Source organism: Pseudomonas sp. KBS0707 (genome assembly GCF_005937945.2).
In the GTDB taxonomy this organism is placed as follows: Bacteria; Pseudomonadota; Gammaproteobacteria; order Pseudomonadales; family Pseudomonadaceae; genus Aquipseudomonas; species Aquipseudomonas amygdali.
Map to the genome: position 1 here is coordinate 2,063,395 of NZ_CP041754.1, position 14,212 is coordinate 2,077,606.

Sequence of the window (14,212 nt, forward strand, 5' to 3'; positions counted from 1 at the left end):
CGGACGGGTTTACTTGCGGGTTTTCTTCGGGGCTGCGGGAAGCGGGGCAAACAGGGCCTGAAGGTCTTCGTCGCGCAGTTTCCAGTCGCCGGTTGTGCGGCCATCAAGCACACCGGCTGCCAGCGCTGACTTTTCCCGTTGCAGGCGCTGGATTTTCTCTTCCACGGTGCCGCGCGCGATCATCTTGTAGACGAACACCGGCTTGTCCTGGCCGATACGGTACGCGCGGTCGGTCGCCTGATTTTCCGCTGCTGGGTTCCACCACGGGTCGTAGTGGATCACCGTATCGGCGGCGGTCAGGTTGAGGCCGGTGCCGCCTGCTTTGAGGCTGATCAGGAAGATCGGCAGCTTGCCACTCTGGAAATCATGGATCGGCGTGCGGCGATCGCGGGTCGATCCGGTCAGCAGGGCGTAGGCGATACCGCGCTGCTTGAGCTCTTCCTCGATCAGGCTGAGCATCGAAGTGAACTGCGAGAACAACAGAATCTTGCGACCTTCGGCCAGCAGTTCTTCGAACATCTCCATCAGGCTGTTGAGCTTGCCTGAAGTGCCCTGTTTGCTGTTGACCGGCATGTCCTGATTGACCAGACGCAGGTCACAGCACACCTGGCGCAGCTTGAGCAACGCTTCGAGAATGATTATCTGGCTGCGTGCCACGCCCTTGCGGGTGATTTCGTCCCTGACCTTCTTGTCCATCGCCAGGCGCACGGTTTCGTACACGTCGCGCTGGGCATCGTTAAGGTCGACCCAGTGGATGATCTCGGTCTTGGGTGGCAGCTCGGTGGCCACTTGCTCCTTGGTGCGACGCAGCAGAAACGGCTTGATACGCGCATTGAGGTGGTGGAGGCGGTCCTGGTTGCCATGCTTTTCGATGGCGGTGCGGTAATTGCTGTTGAATTCCTTGCTGTTGCCCAGCCAGCCGGGCATCAGGAAGTGGAACAGTGACCACAGCTCGCCCAGGTGGTTTTCCAGTGGCGTACCGCTCAGGCACAGGCGCTGACGTGCGTTGAGGTTGCGTGCGGCCTGGGCGGCCTTGCTGTTGGGGTTCTTGATGTACTGCGCTTCATCGAGAATCAGCACGTGGAAGGGCTGTTTTTCGAGCAGTTCCAGGTCCCGGGGCAGCAATGCGTAAGTGGTCAGGATCAGGTCGTAATCCTGCAGGTTGCCAGCGTCCTGATGACGATTGGCGCCATACAGGGCCAGTACCTTGAGGTCCGGGGTGAAGTGCTCGGCTTCATCCAGCCAGTTGGGAATCAGACTGGTGGGCATGACGGCCAGCGCGGGTCGGTCGAGGCGTCCGGCCTGTTTTTCCATCAGCAGGTGAGCAAGGGTCTGCAGCGTTTTGCCCAGCCCCATGTCATCAGCCAGCACGCCGCCGACTTCCAGCTCGCGCAGCGACTGCATCCAGCTCAGGCCTTCCAGCTGATAAGGGCGCAGTGTGGCGTTAAGGCCATCGGGCAGGCTGACCGGCGCGTCCTTGATGTTGATCAGGCGTTCGGCGAAATGGCGCAGACGGTCGCCACCCTGCCAGGTAAGCGGCAGGTCTTCTAGCTGGGTAAGGCGCGCGGCATCGGCTTTACTCATACGCAGCGCGTTGTTGCCCTCCTGACGCCAGTAGAAATCGCCCAGCGTAGCCAGTACCGGCTTGAGTCGGCCATAGGGCAGGGCGATCTGTACCGGGCTGCCGCCGCTCTGGGTGAAGTGGTTGAGCTGCACCAGCAATTGTTCTTCGTCGCCGCGTTTGGCCACGGCCGACGGGCTCATCAGTTCGGGATGGCTGCGGATCAGGTTGATCAGAATCGGCAGCAGGCTCAGGCGCTCGCCGTTGACGATGATGCCCAGTTCCAGGTCGAACCAGTCTCGTTCGTTCTCTTCGTCGATGACCGCGTACCAGTCTTCCACCGGCGTGACGTCGAAACCGAACTCGTCCTGAATGTCGATTTCCCAGCCTTGCTCGCGCAGTCGCGGCAGGTCGTCGAGGACGAAATGCAGCCAGGCCTTGTCGTTGGGCAGTTCGTACATGTCGCCGGCGCTGTCGGGCAACGCCTTGCTTTGCCGGGTGGCGACCTTGAAGCCCAGGTTGGCCAGTTCCTGACGCAACTGCCGCTCCCGTTCGCCCTGACGACGGATGCGCAGGGTTTCGGTGTCGGTGTGCTCGATGATGTCGCTTTTCTGATTCACCAGATCGCTGCCCAGCGAACTGACCAGAATGCTGACGTTGGTGGTGCCGACCGCGTAATGCTTGCCGTAGGCAAAGGCGAGCGCGGCACGGTGCTGAATGTGCCGCTGCATGCGCCCGTTGCGCGGCTCGTAGGCACTGAACTCGATGCTGGCCAGAATCAGCCTGGGCCGTGGCTGCAGGTCATCGATCAGGCGCTCCGGCAGCCTGGGTTTTTGCTCTACGGGCTTTTCCGGCTCTTGCTGGTGCGAGGCCAGTGCGGCCTGCAGCAACGGACGGTTTTGCGGGTCCTGCAGAAACAGCAGGGCAGCCACGCAATGTTTGCAATCGTTGCGAACCGGGCAGGTGCATTTGCAGGTCAGGTAATTCTTGTAGCGATCGGGGTCCTTGAACAGCAGTGTCTGGGTATAGATTTCCAGGCCCGAGCCCCGACAGGCGGTGCGGATGATCTGCGGGCTGGAGTCTTCCAGCACGATGCGTTTTTGCCGGGCGTAGTCGCGCCCTCGCTCGAGCGTTCGCTCGTGGAATAGGTCTGTCCAGGCCGCAGCCAGGACTTTTTCGAGAATGGACGACAAGTTTTAAAAAGCCCTACGCCGCAGCGATGCTCAAAAAGAAAGGGGGCGCCTTGGCGTCCCTTGCGTACGTAAAGATCAAAGAGGTGAAACTTTGATCAGCAACGCGAGGTTGCCATTGTCCAGATAGGTCAGCTCACCGTTTTTTACCCTGGCGGTCTGCTTCAATCGTTCACTGCTGATGACCACACCATGCGGGTCCAGCTGGTTGACCCAGAATTGTGCACCAATATCGGTAAAACGTGCCATCGCCAGACTCACGGTGCCCTCGATAGGGAAGTGCCCAAGCCGCTCGTCACCACTGGTGACGGCAACCTTGCCCGGCTCGGTGCCGATGCTCTGCTGCCAGGCGCGCTGCATCAGCACCTGGTAATTGCCACTGCCCTGCAGTTTGCTGGCCAGATCATTGAGGGCTGGGCTTCGTTCATCGGTCGCGGCGATCTTCTGCGCGTCCTTGTCCCAGTTTTCCGGGACAAGCTGACGGGTCGAGGCGGGTTCGCCGTTCTGGCGAAACAGTAAAATCTCGACCTGATACAAGCCATCGGCGAACGCGGTCGGCGCGATCAGCGTCAGCAGCAGGATCAATGAACGAAACAGACGCATGCGTGAATCCTTCAAGCAGTTTTCGGGGTCAGGCGCTCAAGCAGCGCTTCGATGGTGTTGAAACGCTCTTCCGGGCGCTCCATGGGGACCAGGAATTTGAACAGCGTGGCGCCTTCGAACTTGTAGCGGTTGGGCTGGCTCTGGATCAGCTTGATCAGGGTCAGTGGGTCAACCGGCGTCTCGGCCGCGAACTCGATACGGCCACCTTGCGGGCCACCGTCGATTTTCCGGATGCCCAGCTGTTCGGCATGCAGTTTGAGCAGCGTGATACGCACCAGATTCTTGGTCGGTTCCGGAAGCAGGCCGAAGCGGTCGATCATTTCGACCTGCAGGTCCTTGAGGGCCTCTTCGTCGGCGGCGTTGGCAATGCGCTTGTAGAGAATCAGGCGCGTATGCACATCCGGCAGGTAGGCTTCGGGGATCAGTGCCGGCACGCGCAGGTTGATTTCCGGTCCGCCGCCCAGCGGCTGGTCGAGATTGGGCTGCTCGCCCTTGCGAATCGACTTCACCGCGCGCTCGAGCATTTCCATGTACAGGGTGAAGCCCACCGCCTGGATCTGGCCGCTCTGGCCGTCACCGAGCAGTTCGCCTGCGCCACGGATCTCCAGGTCGTTGGTGGCGAGCACGAAGCCCGCGCCCAGGTCCTGGGTGTTGGCAATCGCTTCCAGACGCTTTTCGGCATCCGGGGTGATCTGTTTGCGTGGCGGGGTCAGCAGGTAGGCATAGGCCTGGTGGTGACTGCGCCCGACGCGACCGCGCAACTGGTGCAACTGGGCCAGACCGAACTTGTCGGCGCGCTCGATGATGATGGTGTTGGCGCTCGGTACGTCGATGCCGGTCTCGATGATGGTCGAGGCGATCAGCACATTGAAGCGCTTGTGGTAGAAGTCGCTCATCACCTGTTCGAGTTCGCGCTCGCGCATCTGCCCGTGGCCGATGCCAATACGCGCCTCCGGCACCAGCTCGGCCAGGTCGGCGGCGCATTTCTCGATGGTCTTGACGTCGTTGTGCAGGTAATAGACCTGACCGCCGCGCAACAGCTCGCGCAGCAGGGCTTCCTTGATGGTCGGCTTGTTCTGCTCCATCACGAAAGTGCGCACCGACAGCCTGCGCGCCGGTGGCGTGGCGATGATCGACAGATCACGCATGCCCGACACGGCCATGTTCAGGGTGCGCGGGATCGGCGTTGCGGTCAGGGTCAGAATATCGACCTCGCTGCGCAGCGCCTTGAGCTGTTCCTTCTGGCGCACGCCAAACCGGTGTTCTTCGTCGATGATCACCAGACCGAGGTTCTTGATCTTGACGTCATCCTGCAACAGCTTGTGCGTCCCGATAACGATGTCGATCTTGCCCTCGGCCAGATCGGCAACCGCGGCGCTGACTTCCTTGGCCGACTTGAAGCGGCTCATCACCTCGACGGTTACCGGCCAGTCGGCGAAACGGTCGCGGAAACTGTTGTAGTGCTGCTGGGCGAGCAGGGTGGTCGGCACCAGAATGGCCACCTGACGCCCGCCATGCACGGCGATGAAGGCAGCGCGCATGGCCACCTCGGTCTTGCCGAAGCCCACGTCGCCACAGACCAGCCGATCCATCGGCTTGGGCGCCAGCATGTCGGCGCGCACGGCATCGATGGTGGTCTGCTGATCCGGTGTTTCTTCGAACGGGAAGCCTGCGCTGAAGGTCGCGTAATCGGCTTTCGGGTCGGCAAACGCATAACCTTCGCGGGCTGCGCGACGCGCGTAGATGTCCAGCAGCTCGGCCGCCACGTCACGCACCTGCTCGGCAGCCTTGCGCTTGGCTTTCTGCCAGGTTTCCGAGCCCAGGCGGTGCAGCGGCGCGGTTTCGTCGTCGCTGCCGGTGTAACGGGCAATCAGGTGCAGGTTGGCGACCGGGACGTAAAGCTTGGCGTCTTCGGCGTAGGCCAGCATCAGAAATTCGGCGACCTGGTTTTCGACTTCCAGCGTCGCAAGCCCCAGATAACGACCTACGCCATGATCGATGTGCACCACCGGCGCGCCTTCGCGCAGCTCGGTGAGGTTCTTGATGACTGCATCGTTATTGCCGCCGTCGGTGCGCTTTTCGCGGCGACGGCGTTGCATGACGCGCTGGCCGAACAGCGGGCTTTCTGCGATCAGCGCCAGGGCTGGCTGTTCCAGCAGCAGGCCTTCGTCAAGCGGCGCGATAGTGATTGCCAGCCGGTCCTTGCCGTCGACGAAATCCAGCCAGCTGTCGACGGTCTTGGGTCGCAGCTTGAGGCGTTCGAGCAGTTCCAGCAGCACTTCCCGGCGCCCGGCGGACTCGGCGGTGAACAGCACGCGACCGGGGAAGTCATCCAGAAAATTCGACAGGGCCGCCAGTGGTTGAGTGGCCTTGGCTTCGATGGACAGGTCCGGCAGGGACTGCGCCGGGAAGCGCTCGCGTCCGGCACCGGTGTCGACATCCTGCTGGCTGGCGACCACGCGCGGCCAGTTTTTCAGGCGCGCGAAGCAGTCCTCTACCGGGAGAAACAACTCGGCTGGCGGCAGCAGCGGCCGGGCCGGGTCGACGCGGCGTTCTTCATAGCGGTTGCGCACGTCGTTCCAGAAGTTCTCGGCAGCCTGTTCGATGCCCGGCAGGGAGAACACCTGAGTGTCCTGCGGCAGATAATCGAACAGCGTCGAGGTTTCCTCGAAGAACAACGGGATGTAGTACTCGATGCCGGCAGGCGTAATGCCGCTGCTCAAGTCCTGGAAAATCGGGCTGCGCCGGAAGTCCACGTCGAAGCGTTCGCGAAAGCGCGCCTTGAAGCGTGTGACTTCCTCTTTCTGCAGCGGGAATTCACGGGCGGGCAACAGGCGTACCGACTCGACCTTGTCGATGGAGCGCTGAGTGTCCGGGTCGAAGGTGCGCAGCGTTTCGATCTCATCATCGAACAGGTCGATACGAAACGGCAGCTTGCTGCCCATCGGGAACAGATCGATCAGCGCCCCGCGCACGGTGAACTCGCCGTGTTCGTAGACCGTGTCCACATACCGGTAGCCGCTGGCTTCCAGACGCGTACGCATGGCTTCCACATCGAGCTTCTGGCCAACATCCAGCACCAGGCTGCTGCCGAGCAGGAATTTGGTCGGCGCCAGTCTGTGTAGGGCGGTGGTGATGGGAACTACCAAAACGCCATGCTCCAGTTCCGGCAGGCGATAGAGGCTGGCAATACGCTGGGAAATGATGTCCTGGTGCGGCGAAAACAGGTCGTAGGGCAGGGTTTCCCAGTCCGGGAAGTGCAGAACCGGCAGCGTAGGCGCAAAAAACTTCAGCTCTTGCTCGAGCCGCTCGGCGCTTTGGCTGTCGGCGGTCAGGAGCAGGGTGAAGCGCTTCGCCGCGCTGGCGGCTTCGGCAATGGCCAGGCTCAGTGTGGCACCGGGAAGATTGCCCCAGTGTTGTTTGCCTGCAGCGGCAGAAAGATGCGGTAGACGCAGAACTGGCACGGGAAGGTCGGGCTCCAGGCGTTGCAACAGGGGCGGCGATTGTAACGGGGGAAGGTGGTGGCTGTCAGTTTTCCGGAGTATTACCGAGTGTTTACCGGCGAAAATTATGTAGTGCGCGTCGATATGACAGCCGTGCATTGCTCATAAAAAAAGGCGCGGTCATAATGTAGCCCCTTTTTTCAGCCCCTACATGTGGAAGGTTCCCGTGACTCAGAAGCCCGACCAGTGTCTTGGTGAATGGATTGATCGTGAAGCTCTCGCCGAAGCGATGATCCCGCTCATCGGTCAGCTCTACCGCAATAATAACGTGGTGAGCTCGATCTATGGCCGTAGCCTGATCAACCGTTCAGTCATCGCGATTCTCAAAGCTCACCGCTTTGCGCGTCATCGTCAGTCCGATGCGGTTGAGTTGTCCGTACACGAGACGTTCCCGCTGATCAAGGCGATGAGCGAGCTCAAACTGGGTGCCGCTTCGGTGGACCTGGGCAAGCTGGCCGTGAAGTTCAAGACTGAAGGCAACGGCCGCACGCCCGAGCAGTTCGTACGTGAAGAGCTGGCCAGTGTAGTGGGTCAGCAGGGCACCAGCCCGCGCAAGGGCACCGATGTCGTGCTTTACGGTTTCGGTCGTATCGGTCGCCTGCTGGCGCGGATTCTGATCGAGAAGACGGGCGGTGGCGACGGTCTGCGTCTGCGTGCCATCGTGGTCCGCAAAGGCGCGGAAAACGATCTGGTCAAGCGTGCCAGCCTGCTGCGTCGTGACTCGGTACATGGTCCGTTCGATGGCACCATCACCATTGATGAAGCCAACAGCACCATCACTGCCAACGGTAACCTGATTCAGGTCATCTACGCCAAGAACCCGTCCGAGGTGGATTACACCCAATACGGTATCAAGGACGCTCTGCTGGTGGACAACACCGGTGTATGGCGTGATGCCGACGGTCTGGGTCAGCATCTGGCCTGCCCTGGCGTCGACCGCGTGGTATTGACCGCGCCGGGCAAAGGCAAGCTGAAGAACATCGTGCACGGTATCAACCACGGTGAAATCACGGCGGACGACAAGATCGTTTCCGCGGCATCCTGCACCACCAACGCCATCGTGCCGGTGCTCAAGGCTGTCAACGACAAGTTCGGCATCACCAATGGTCACGTTGAAACGGTTCACTCGTATACCAACGACCAGAACCTGATCGACAACTTCCACAAGGGTGACCGTCGTGGTCGCAGCGCTGCGTTGAACATGGTGATCACCGAAACCGGTGCCGCCACCGCTGCTGCCAAGGCACTGCCTGAACTGGCCGGCAAGCTGACCGGTAACGCGATCCGCGTTCCAACGCCGAACGTGTCCATGGCCATTCTCAACCTCAACCTCGAGAAGCCGACCACCCGCGAAGAAATGAACGAGTACCTGCGCTACATGGCGCTGCACTCGGACCTGCACAAGCAGATCGACTTTGTGAACTCGCAGGAAGTGGTGTCCACTGACTTCGTCGGCTCGCGTCACGCCGGTGTTGTGGATGCCGAAGCCACCATCGTCAACGATAACCGCGTTGTGCTGTACGTCTGGTACGACAACGAATTCGGCTACAGCCATCAGGTGGTTCGCGTGATGGAAGACATGGCGGACGTTAATCCGCCTGCCTTTCCGCAGTAAATGTTGAACGCTTGAACTGCCCGGTCTGACCGGGCAGCAAATAAACGGGCCGAACCCTGCGCATGCAGGCTTCGGCCCGTTTTGTTTTGTTGCGTGTCATGAGAGCCTGTCAGGCAAAGCCCTTGTGGATGACGGAGTGGCCAAGGATGAGCAGTTCGGCCCTGGACGGATCGCAGAAACACCTCAAAAGCAGCTTCTTTTTTCTGTTTCTGACGATTTTCGTCCCCTTTGGTCTGGGGCATTTCGTTTCCTACCTGTTTCGTACCGTCAATGCGGTGATCTATGTCGATCTGCAGGTCGACCTGAGTTTGCCCGCGAGCAGCCTGGGGATGTTGACTGGCGTGTATTTTCTGACCTTCGCTGCCGCACAGATTGATCGTTACGGCCCGCGCAGCGTGCAGGTGCCGATGCTGTTGTTTGCAGTCGCCGGTTCGGTCATCTTCAGTATTTCCAGCACCGAGACAGGGTTGTTGATCGGGCGGGGTCTGGTTGGTCTGGGCGTGGCGGGTTCGCTGATGAGTGCGATCAAGGCATGTGCCATCTGGTTGCCGGTCGAGCGTTTGCCACTGAGTACTGCCTGCCTGCTGTCGATTGGCGGGCTGGGCGCGATGGCGTCGACCACGCCTTTGCATGCGTTGCTGAGCTGGCTGACCTGGCGAGAAGCGTTTCTGATGCTGGCGCTGCTGACCTTTTGTGTGGCCGTGGTCATACACCTCAGTGTTCCCAAAGCCTACGAGACCAGAAACACCCGCTACAGCGATATGTTTGCCGCAGTCGGCAAACTTTATTCTTCCTGGACGTTCTGGCGTCTGGCGTTGTATTCAGTGTTTTCGCACGCCATCTACATGTCGGTACTGTCGCTGTGGATGGGACCGTGGTTGCGTGACATGGCCGGGCTGAGCGATTCAGGCATGGCCAATGTACTGCTGTTCGGCGCTATCGCGATGGTGGCAGGGTCCCTGACGTTCGGCACGATCACTGATTATCTGCGCAGGTTCGGTGTACAGCCGATCATGGTCTGTGGTGCAGGGATGGTGATCTTCATCGGCTTCCAGATGCTGATGGCCAGTGGTCTACCGGTGTCACCCTATATTGTTGCGATGGGCTTCAGCTTCTTCGGCACGTCGACCACCATGAACTACGCCATTGTGGCGCAATCGGTTGCACCGGAGCTGGCGGGCAGGGTCAGCTCTTCCTTCAATCTGGTGGTGTTTGTGCTCGCGTTCTTCCTCCAGTGGCTGATGGGTGTGGTGCTCAACCTGTGGCCGGTTGCGCAGGGTGCCGGTCATCCGCTTGAGGCCTATCAGTGGTCGCTGGGTTTAATGATTGCGTTGCAATTGCCCGGGGTGCTGCTCTGGCTTGGTTTTCGACCCTGGAGGCGCGCTGTCTGAAAAAGCAAAACCCCGGCCGAGATCAAGTCGTGCCGGGGTTTTTGCTTTTAGCCGTTACAGCTATCTGATCGATCAAGCGATGAATCAGGCGGTTGCAGGTGCTCCGGGCGCTTCCAGCTTCTGCCCGCCTTTGCGGAACAGCACCAGCGTAGCAACCAGACCCAGCACAGCGGCACCCGTCAGCCAGATACCGGGCGCTGCCTTGTTACCCAATTCGTGAATCAGGTAAGTACAGGCCGCCGGGGTGAAGCCACCAAAGGTTGCGGTCGCCAGGCTGTAGGCCAGCGAGAAACCGGTGGTGCGGACTTCGACCGGCATGATCTCGGTCAGCGCCACGACCATTGCGCCGTTGTAGGAACCGTACAGGAACGAGAACCACAGCTCGACCATCAGCAGGTGGCTGAAGCTTGGGTGCTCTACCAACCACGACAGCGCAGGGTAGGCAGTGGCGATGGCCAGCACGGTCGCTGCAATCAACAGCGGCTTGCGGCCGATGCGATCCGAGAACGAGCCCATGATCGGCAGCCAGATGAAGTTGGACACGCCGACGCAGACGGTCACCAGCAAGCTTTCCAGGTCAGTCAGGTTCAGTTCGTTCTTGCCGAAGGTCGGGGTATAGGCGGTAATCAGGTAGAACGACACCGTGGTCATCACTACCAGCGCCATGCCGCCCAGCACCAGGCCAAAGTTCTGGCTGATGGAGCGCACCACTTCACGCAGCGTCGGGCGGTGCGTGCGGGCTTCGAACTCCGGTGACTCTTCCAGCGAACGGCGGATGATGAAGATCGCCGGCACAATCAGGCAGCCGATCAGGAACGGCACGCGCCAGCCCCATTCGCCCATTTGCTCCGGGCTCAGCCAGTGGTTCAGACCAACGCCCAGCAAACCGGCGAATACCACGGCAGCCTGTTGGCTGGCGGACTGCCAACTGACGAAGAAGCCTTTGCGACCTGGTGTCGAGATTTCAGCGAGGTACACCGAAACACCACCCAGCTCGACGCCAGCCGAGAAGCCTTGCAGCAGGCGACCGAGCAGCACCAGCAGCGGTGCAACAACGCCCAGAGTGGCGTAGCCCGGCACACAGGCAATCAGCAAAGTGCCCATTGCCATCATCGCGAGAGTGATAATCAGGCCCTTGCGACGTCCGTGACGGTCGATATAGGCACCGAGAAAGATCGCGCCCAAGGGTCGCATCAGGAAGCCTGCGCCGAAGGTCGCCAGCGACAGCATCAACGAAGCGAATGCGCTGTAGGATGGGAAAAATGTCTTGGCAATGGCCGTGGCGTAAAAGCCGTAGACCATGAAATCGAACATCTCGAGGAAGTTACCGCTGACAACGCGAAAGATCGCTTTGCCCTTACTTGTTGTGGAGGCCATTAGTTACTCGCTCAGGCTCGTCGGCTTGGAGTCCGTTGTCGTTTTTTTATCCCGTTTACATCGCCATTACGTATGTGCGACTGGCGATGCACATTTGTAACGGTATGTGTAACAGGGCTCAAAGACAACCGTTTCGGCGATTTGCTATTACTTAACAGACGCTTGACAGGTATAGCCGGTCGATGCGTGCACGGCTTATCAACCAGATGAAACCGGATGAACAGGCATGCCGCATGGGAACCATAAGCCCGACACTGACCACTCAATGCTTTGGTCGGCCTCATGTGGGTGAAGCCGGCCCTGGTCCGAGCGGGCCGCTACGGAAGGTTTCTGTCTTGCCTGCCAATGATGGCAAGTCACTCTGAAAGGTTTTTTTAGTGCGGGGCATCAGTTTGCGTGGGTTTTGCAGGGTTGCAGTGTGCCTGGTGCTGCTGGGGTGCGGTGGTTGCGGTCAGGAACGCAAGCTGGAAAGCTTTGGCGGGCCGGCCATGGGCAGTCATTATTCAGTGGTGTACGTGCGCGCCTCCGGGCAGCCTGAGCCTGCAGTCGTGCGCCCGCAGATCGAATCGATTCTGGCTGAAGTCGATCAACAGATGTCGCTTTGGCGCAGTGACTCGGATATCGAGCTTTTCAATGCATTGCCTGCCAATAGCTGCCAGACCATGCCCGAACCGGTTTTGAAACTGATCAGTGTTGGCGAGCAACTGTCACGGGACAGTGATGGTGCTTTCGACCTGACGGTGAAGCCGCTGATGGACCTGTGGGGGCTGGGCGCTCATGCACTGTTTGAGCAAATGCCGCTGGTGCGCCAGTTGTCCCGCGCCCGGGCAACGGTGGGCTATCGCGATCTGCGCGTCGTCGGGCAACAGTTGTGCAAAAGCGCCGCTGTGCAAGTGGACCTCAACAGTATTGCCGCCGGTTATGCGGTAGATCGCATCAGCGAGCGCATGGAAAAGCTGGGGTTGCACGATTATCTGGTGCAAGCCACGGGCGAGTTGAAAGTCAGCGGGCTCAAGCCCGATGGTTCGCCCTGGAGGGTGGCCCTTGACGCACCACGCGATGATGGCAACGTTGTGCAAAAAGTCTTTCCCCTGAATGGTTACGCCCTGTCTACCTCGGGTGACTATCGTCGCTACGCTGGCGGCGAAGGCGGGCGCATTTCCGACACGCTCGACGCCTTGACCGGCCAACCCGTTCATCATGGGCTGGCGTCGGTGACGGTCATTCATCCCTCGGCGCTGATGGCTGACGGCCTCTCCTCACTGCTGTTGATTCTCGGCCCGCGGCGCGGCTGGAATTATGCGCAAGAACATAAAATCCCTGCTTTTTTTGTGATTCGTGCCGATAAGCGCTTTATCATCCGCAGCAACGCGTCGTTTGATCGTCTGGCGGTGGAGCAGCCACGGTAAGTCAAGAGGCCGGAACTTCCGGTCAATTGCCACCTTGGACAGACAAAAATTGGCCTTCGACGCGACCAAGGGTTAATGTTCGCCGCCTCGGTGCAGCGCTAGACTGCGCCGTGTGATTTAGCCAGAGATGCCAGAGTGGCGCCTCGGTCTGTTTAAAGGAGTACGCATGGCTGTCTACAACTACGACGTAGTGGTACTGGGTTCCGGCCCTGCCGGAGAAGGCGCGGCAATGAACGCCGCCAAGGCGGGGCGCAAGGTCGCCATGGTCGACAGCCGTCGGCAAGTGGGCGGTAACTGCACCCATTTGGGCACCATTCCGTCCAAGGCTCTGCGTCACTCGGTCAAGCAGATCATTCAGTTCAACACCAATCCCATGTTCCGTGCCATCGGCGAGCCGCGCTGGTTTTCGTTTCCGGATGTGTTGAAAAACGCCGAAATGGTCATCTCCAAGCAAGTGGCCTCGCGCACCAGTTACTACGCCCGCAACCGCGTCGATGTGTTCTTCGGTACTGGCAGTTTTGCCGACGAGACCAGTGTCAACGTGGTCTGCTCCAACGGCGTAGTCGAAAAGCTGGTGGCCAACCAGATCATCATCGCCACCGGTTCGCGCCCCTATCGTCCGGCCGACATCGATTTCAGTCACAAGCGCATCTACGACAGCGACACCATCCTCAGCCTGGGCCATACCCCGCGCAAGCTGATCATTTATGGCGCGGGCGTGATCGGCTGTGAATACGCCTCGATCTTCAGCGGTCTGGGTGTTCTGGTCGAGCTGGTGGACAACCGTGACCAGTTGCTGAGCTTCCTGGATTCGGAAATCTCTCAGGCATTGAGTTATCACTTCAGCAACAACAACGTGATGGTTCGCCACAACGAAGAATACGAGAGGGTCGAAGGCCTGGATAACGGCGTTATCCTGCACCTCAAGTCCGGCAAGAAAATCAAGGCAGATGCGTTGCTGTGGTGCAATGGCCGTACCGGCAACACCGACAAGCTGGGGCTGGAAAATATTGGTCTCAAGGCCAACGGTCGTGGCCAGATCGAGGTAGACGAGAACTATCGCACCAGCGTTTCCAATGTCTATGGCGCAGGCGACGTTATCGGCTGGCCAAGTCTGGCAAGCGCTGCCTACGATCAGGGCCGCTCGGCGGCTGGCAGCATGGTCGACAACGGCAGCTGGCGCTATGTCAACGACGTACCGACCGGGATCTATACCATTCCGGAGATCAGTTCGATCGGCAAGAACGAGCACGAGCTGACCCAGGCCAAGGTGCCGTACGAAGTGGGCAAGGCGTTCTTCAAGGGCATGGCCCGTGCGCAGATTTCCGGTGAGCGGGTCGGGATGCTGAAGATCCTGTTCCACCGTGAAACGCTGGAAGTGCTGGGCGTGCATTGCTTCGGTGACCAGGCTTCCGAGATCGTGCACATCGGTCAGGCGATCATGAGCCAGCCGGGTGAAGCGAACACCATGAAGTACTTCGTCAACACCACGTTCAACTACCCGACCATGGCCGAAGCCTATCGGGTAGCGGCATACGACGGCCTCAACCGGCTTTTTTAAGC

Annotated in this window: 8 protein-coding genes; 4 read left to right on the forward strand and 4 right to left on the reverse strand. The window is 59.8% G+C overall.

The genetic code is table 11. The annotated features are described in order from the left end of the window. Positions 1-9: 9 nt before the first annotated feature. From FFH21_RS09750 to mfd, 3 genes are all read right to left on the reverse strand, one after another. The gene (locus FFH21_RS09750; RefSeq protein ID WP_011168246.1) at positions 10-2,754 is read right to left on the reverse strand and encodes a DEAD/DEAH box helicase; all 2,745 of its coding nucleotides are present in this window, start codon (positions 2,752-2,754) and stop codon (positions 10-12) included. A 75-nt stretch (positions 2,755-2,829) separates the two neighbouring features. Beyond that, a complete protein-coding gene (locus FFH21_RS09755; RefSeq protein ID WP_004659810.1) occupies positions 2,830-3,354 on the reverse strand; it encodes a CsiV family protein in 525 nt (174 codons plus the stop codon). 11 nt (positions 3,355-3,365) lie between these two features. Next, positions 3,366-6,818, reverse strand: coding sequence for a transcription-repair coupling factor (gene mfd, locus FFH21_RS09760; protein WP_011168247.1), 3,453 nt, complete (start codon positions 6,816-6,818; stop codon positions 3,366-3,368). Between the two features lie 190 nt (positions 6,819-7,008). Here mfd and FFH21_RS09765 point away from each other — a divergent pair, with 190 nt between their 5' ends. Beyond that, the gene (locus tag FFH21_RS09765; RefSeq protein ID WP_011168248.1) at positions 7,009-8,472 is read left to right on the forward strand and encodes a glyceraldehyde-3-phosphate dehydrogenase; all 1,464 of its coding nucleotides are present in this window, start codon (positions 7,009-7,011) and stop codon (positions 8,470-8,472) included. A gap of 146 nt (positions 8,473-8,618) precedes the next feature. Next, positions 8,619-9,863: an MFS transporter gene (locus tag FFH21_RS09770; protein ID WP_011168249.1), complete on the forward strand. Its 1,245-nt coding sequence runs from the start codon at positions 8,619-8,621 to the stop codon at positions 9,861-9,863. Between the two features lie 84 nt (positions 9,864-9,947). Here FFH21_RS09770 and FFH21_RS09775 read toward each other — a convergent pair whose 3' ends face one another. Then, positions 9,948-11,240 (reverse strand): MFS transporter, encoded by a 1,293-nt coding sequence (locus FFH21_RS09775; RefSeq protein WP_011168250.1) that lies wholly within the window; start codon positions 11,238-11,240, stop codon positions 9,948-9,950. A 425-nt stretch (positions 11,241-11,665) separates the two neighbouring features. Here FFH21_RS09775 and FFH21_RS09780 point away from each other — a divergent pair, with 425 nt between their 5' ends. Beyond that, positions 11,666-12,649 (forward strand): FAD:protein FMN transferase, encoded by a 984-nt coding sequence (locus FFH21_RS09780; protein ID WP_032704117.1) that lies wholly within the window; start codon positions 11,666-11,668, stop codon positions 12,647-12,649. A gap of 166 nt (positions 12,650-12,815) precedes the next feature. Next, on the forward strand, positions 12,816-14,210 hold the full coding sequence (gene sthA, locus FFH21_RS09785) for a Si-specific NAD(P)(+) transhydrogenase (RefSeq protein ID WP_004664563.1): 1,395 nt from the start codon (positions 12,816-12,818) through the stop codon (positions 14,208-14,210). Positions 14,211-14,212: the final 2 nt, after the last annotated feature.

Bases quoted from the DNA above. Each gene is read 5' to 3' on its own strand.
- FFH21_RS09755 (WP_004659810.1), bottom strand. From the start codon at position 3,354: ATGCGTCTGTTTCGTTCATTGATCCTGCTGCTGACGCTGATCGCGCCG.
- FFH21_RS09765 (WP_011168248.1), top strand. From the start codon at position 7,009: ATGTGGAAGGTTCCCGTGACTCAGAAGCCCGACCAGTGTCTTGGTGAA.
- FFH21_RS09770 (WP_011168249.1), top strand. From the start codon at position 8,619: ATGAGCAGTTCGGCCCTGGACGGATCGCAGAAACACCTCAAAAGCAGC.
- FFH21_RS09775 (WP_011168250.1), bottom strand. From the start codon at position 11,240: ATGGCCTCCACAACAAGTAAGGGCAAAGCGATCTTTCGCGTTGTCAGC.
- sthA (WP_004664563.1), top strand. From the start codon at position 12,816: ATGGCTGTCTACAACTACGACGTAGTGGTACTGGGTTCCGGCCCTGCC.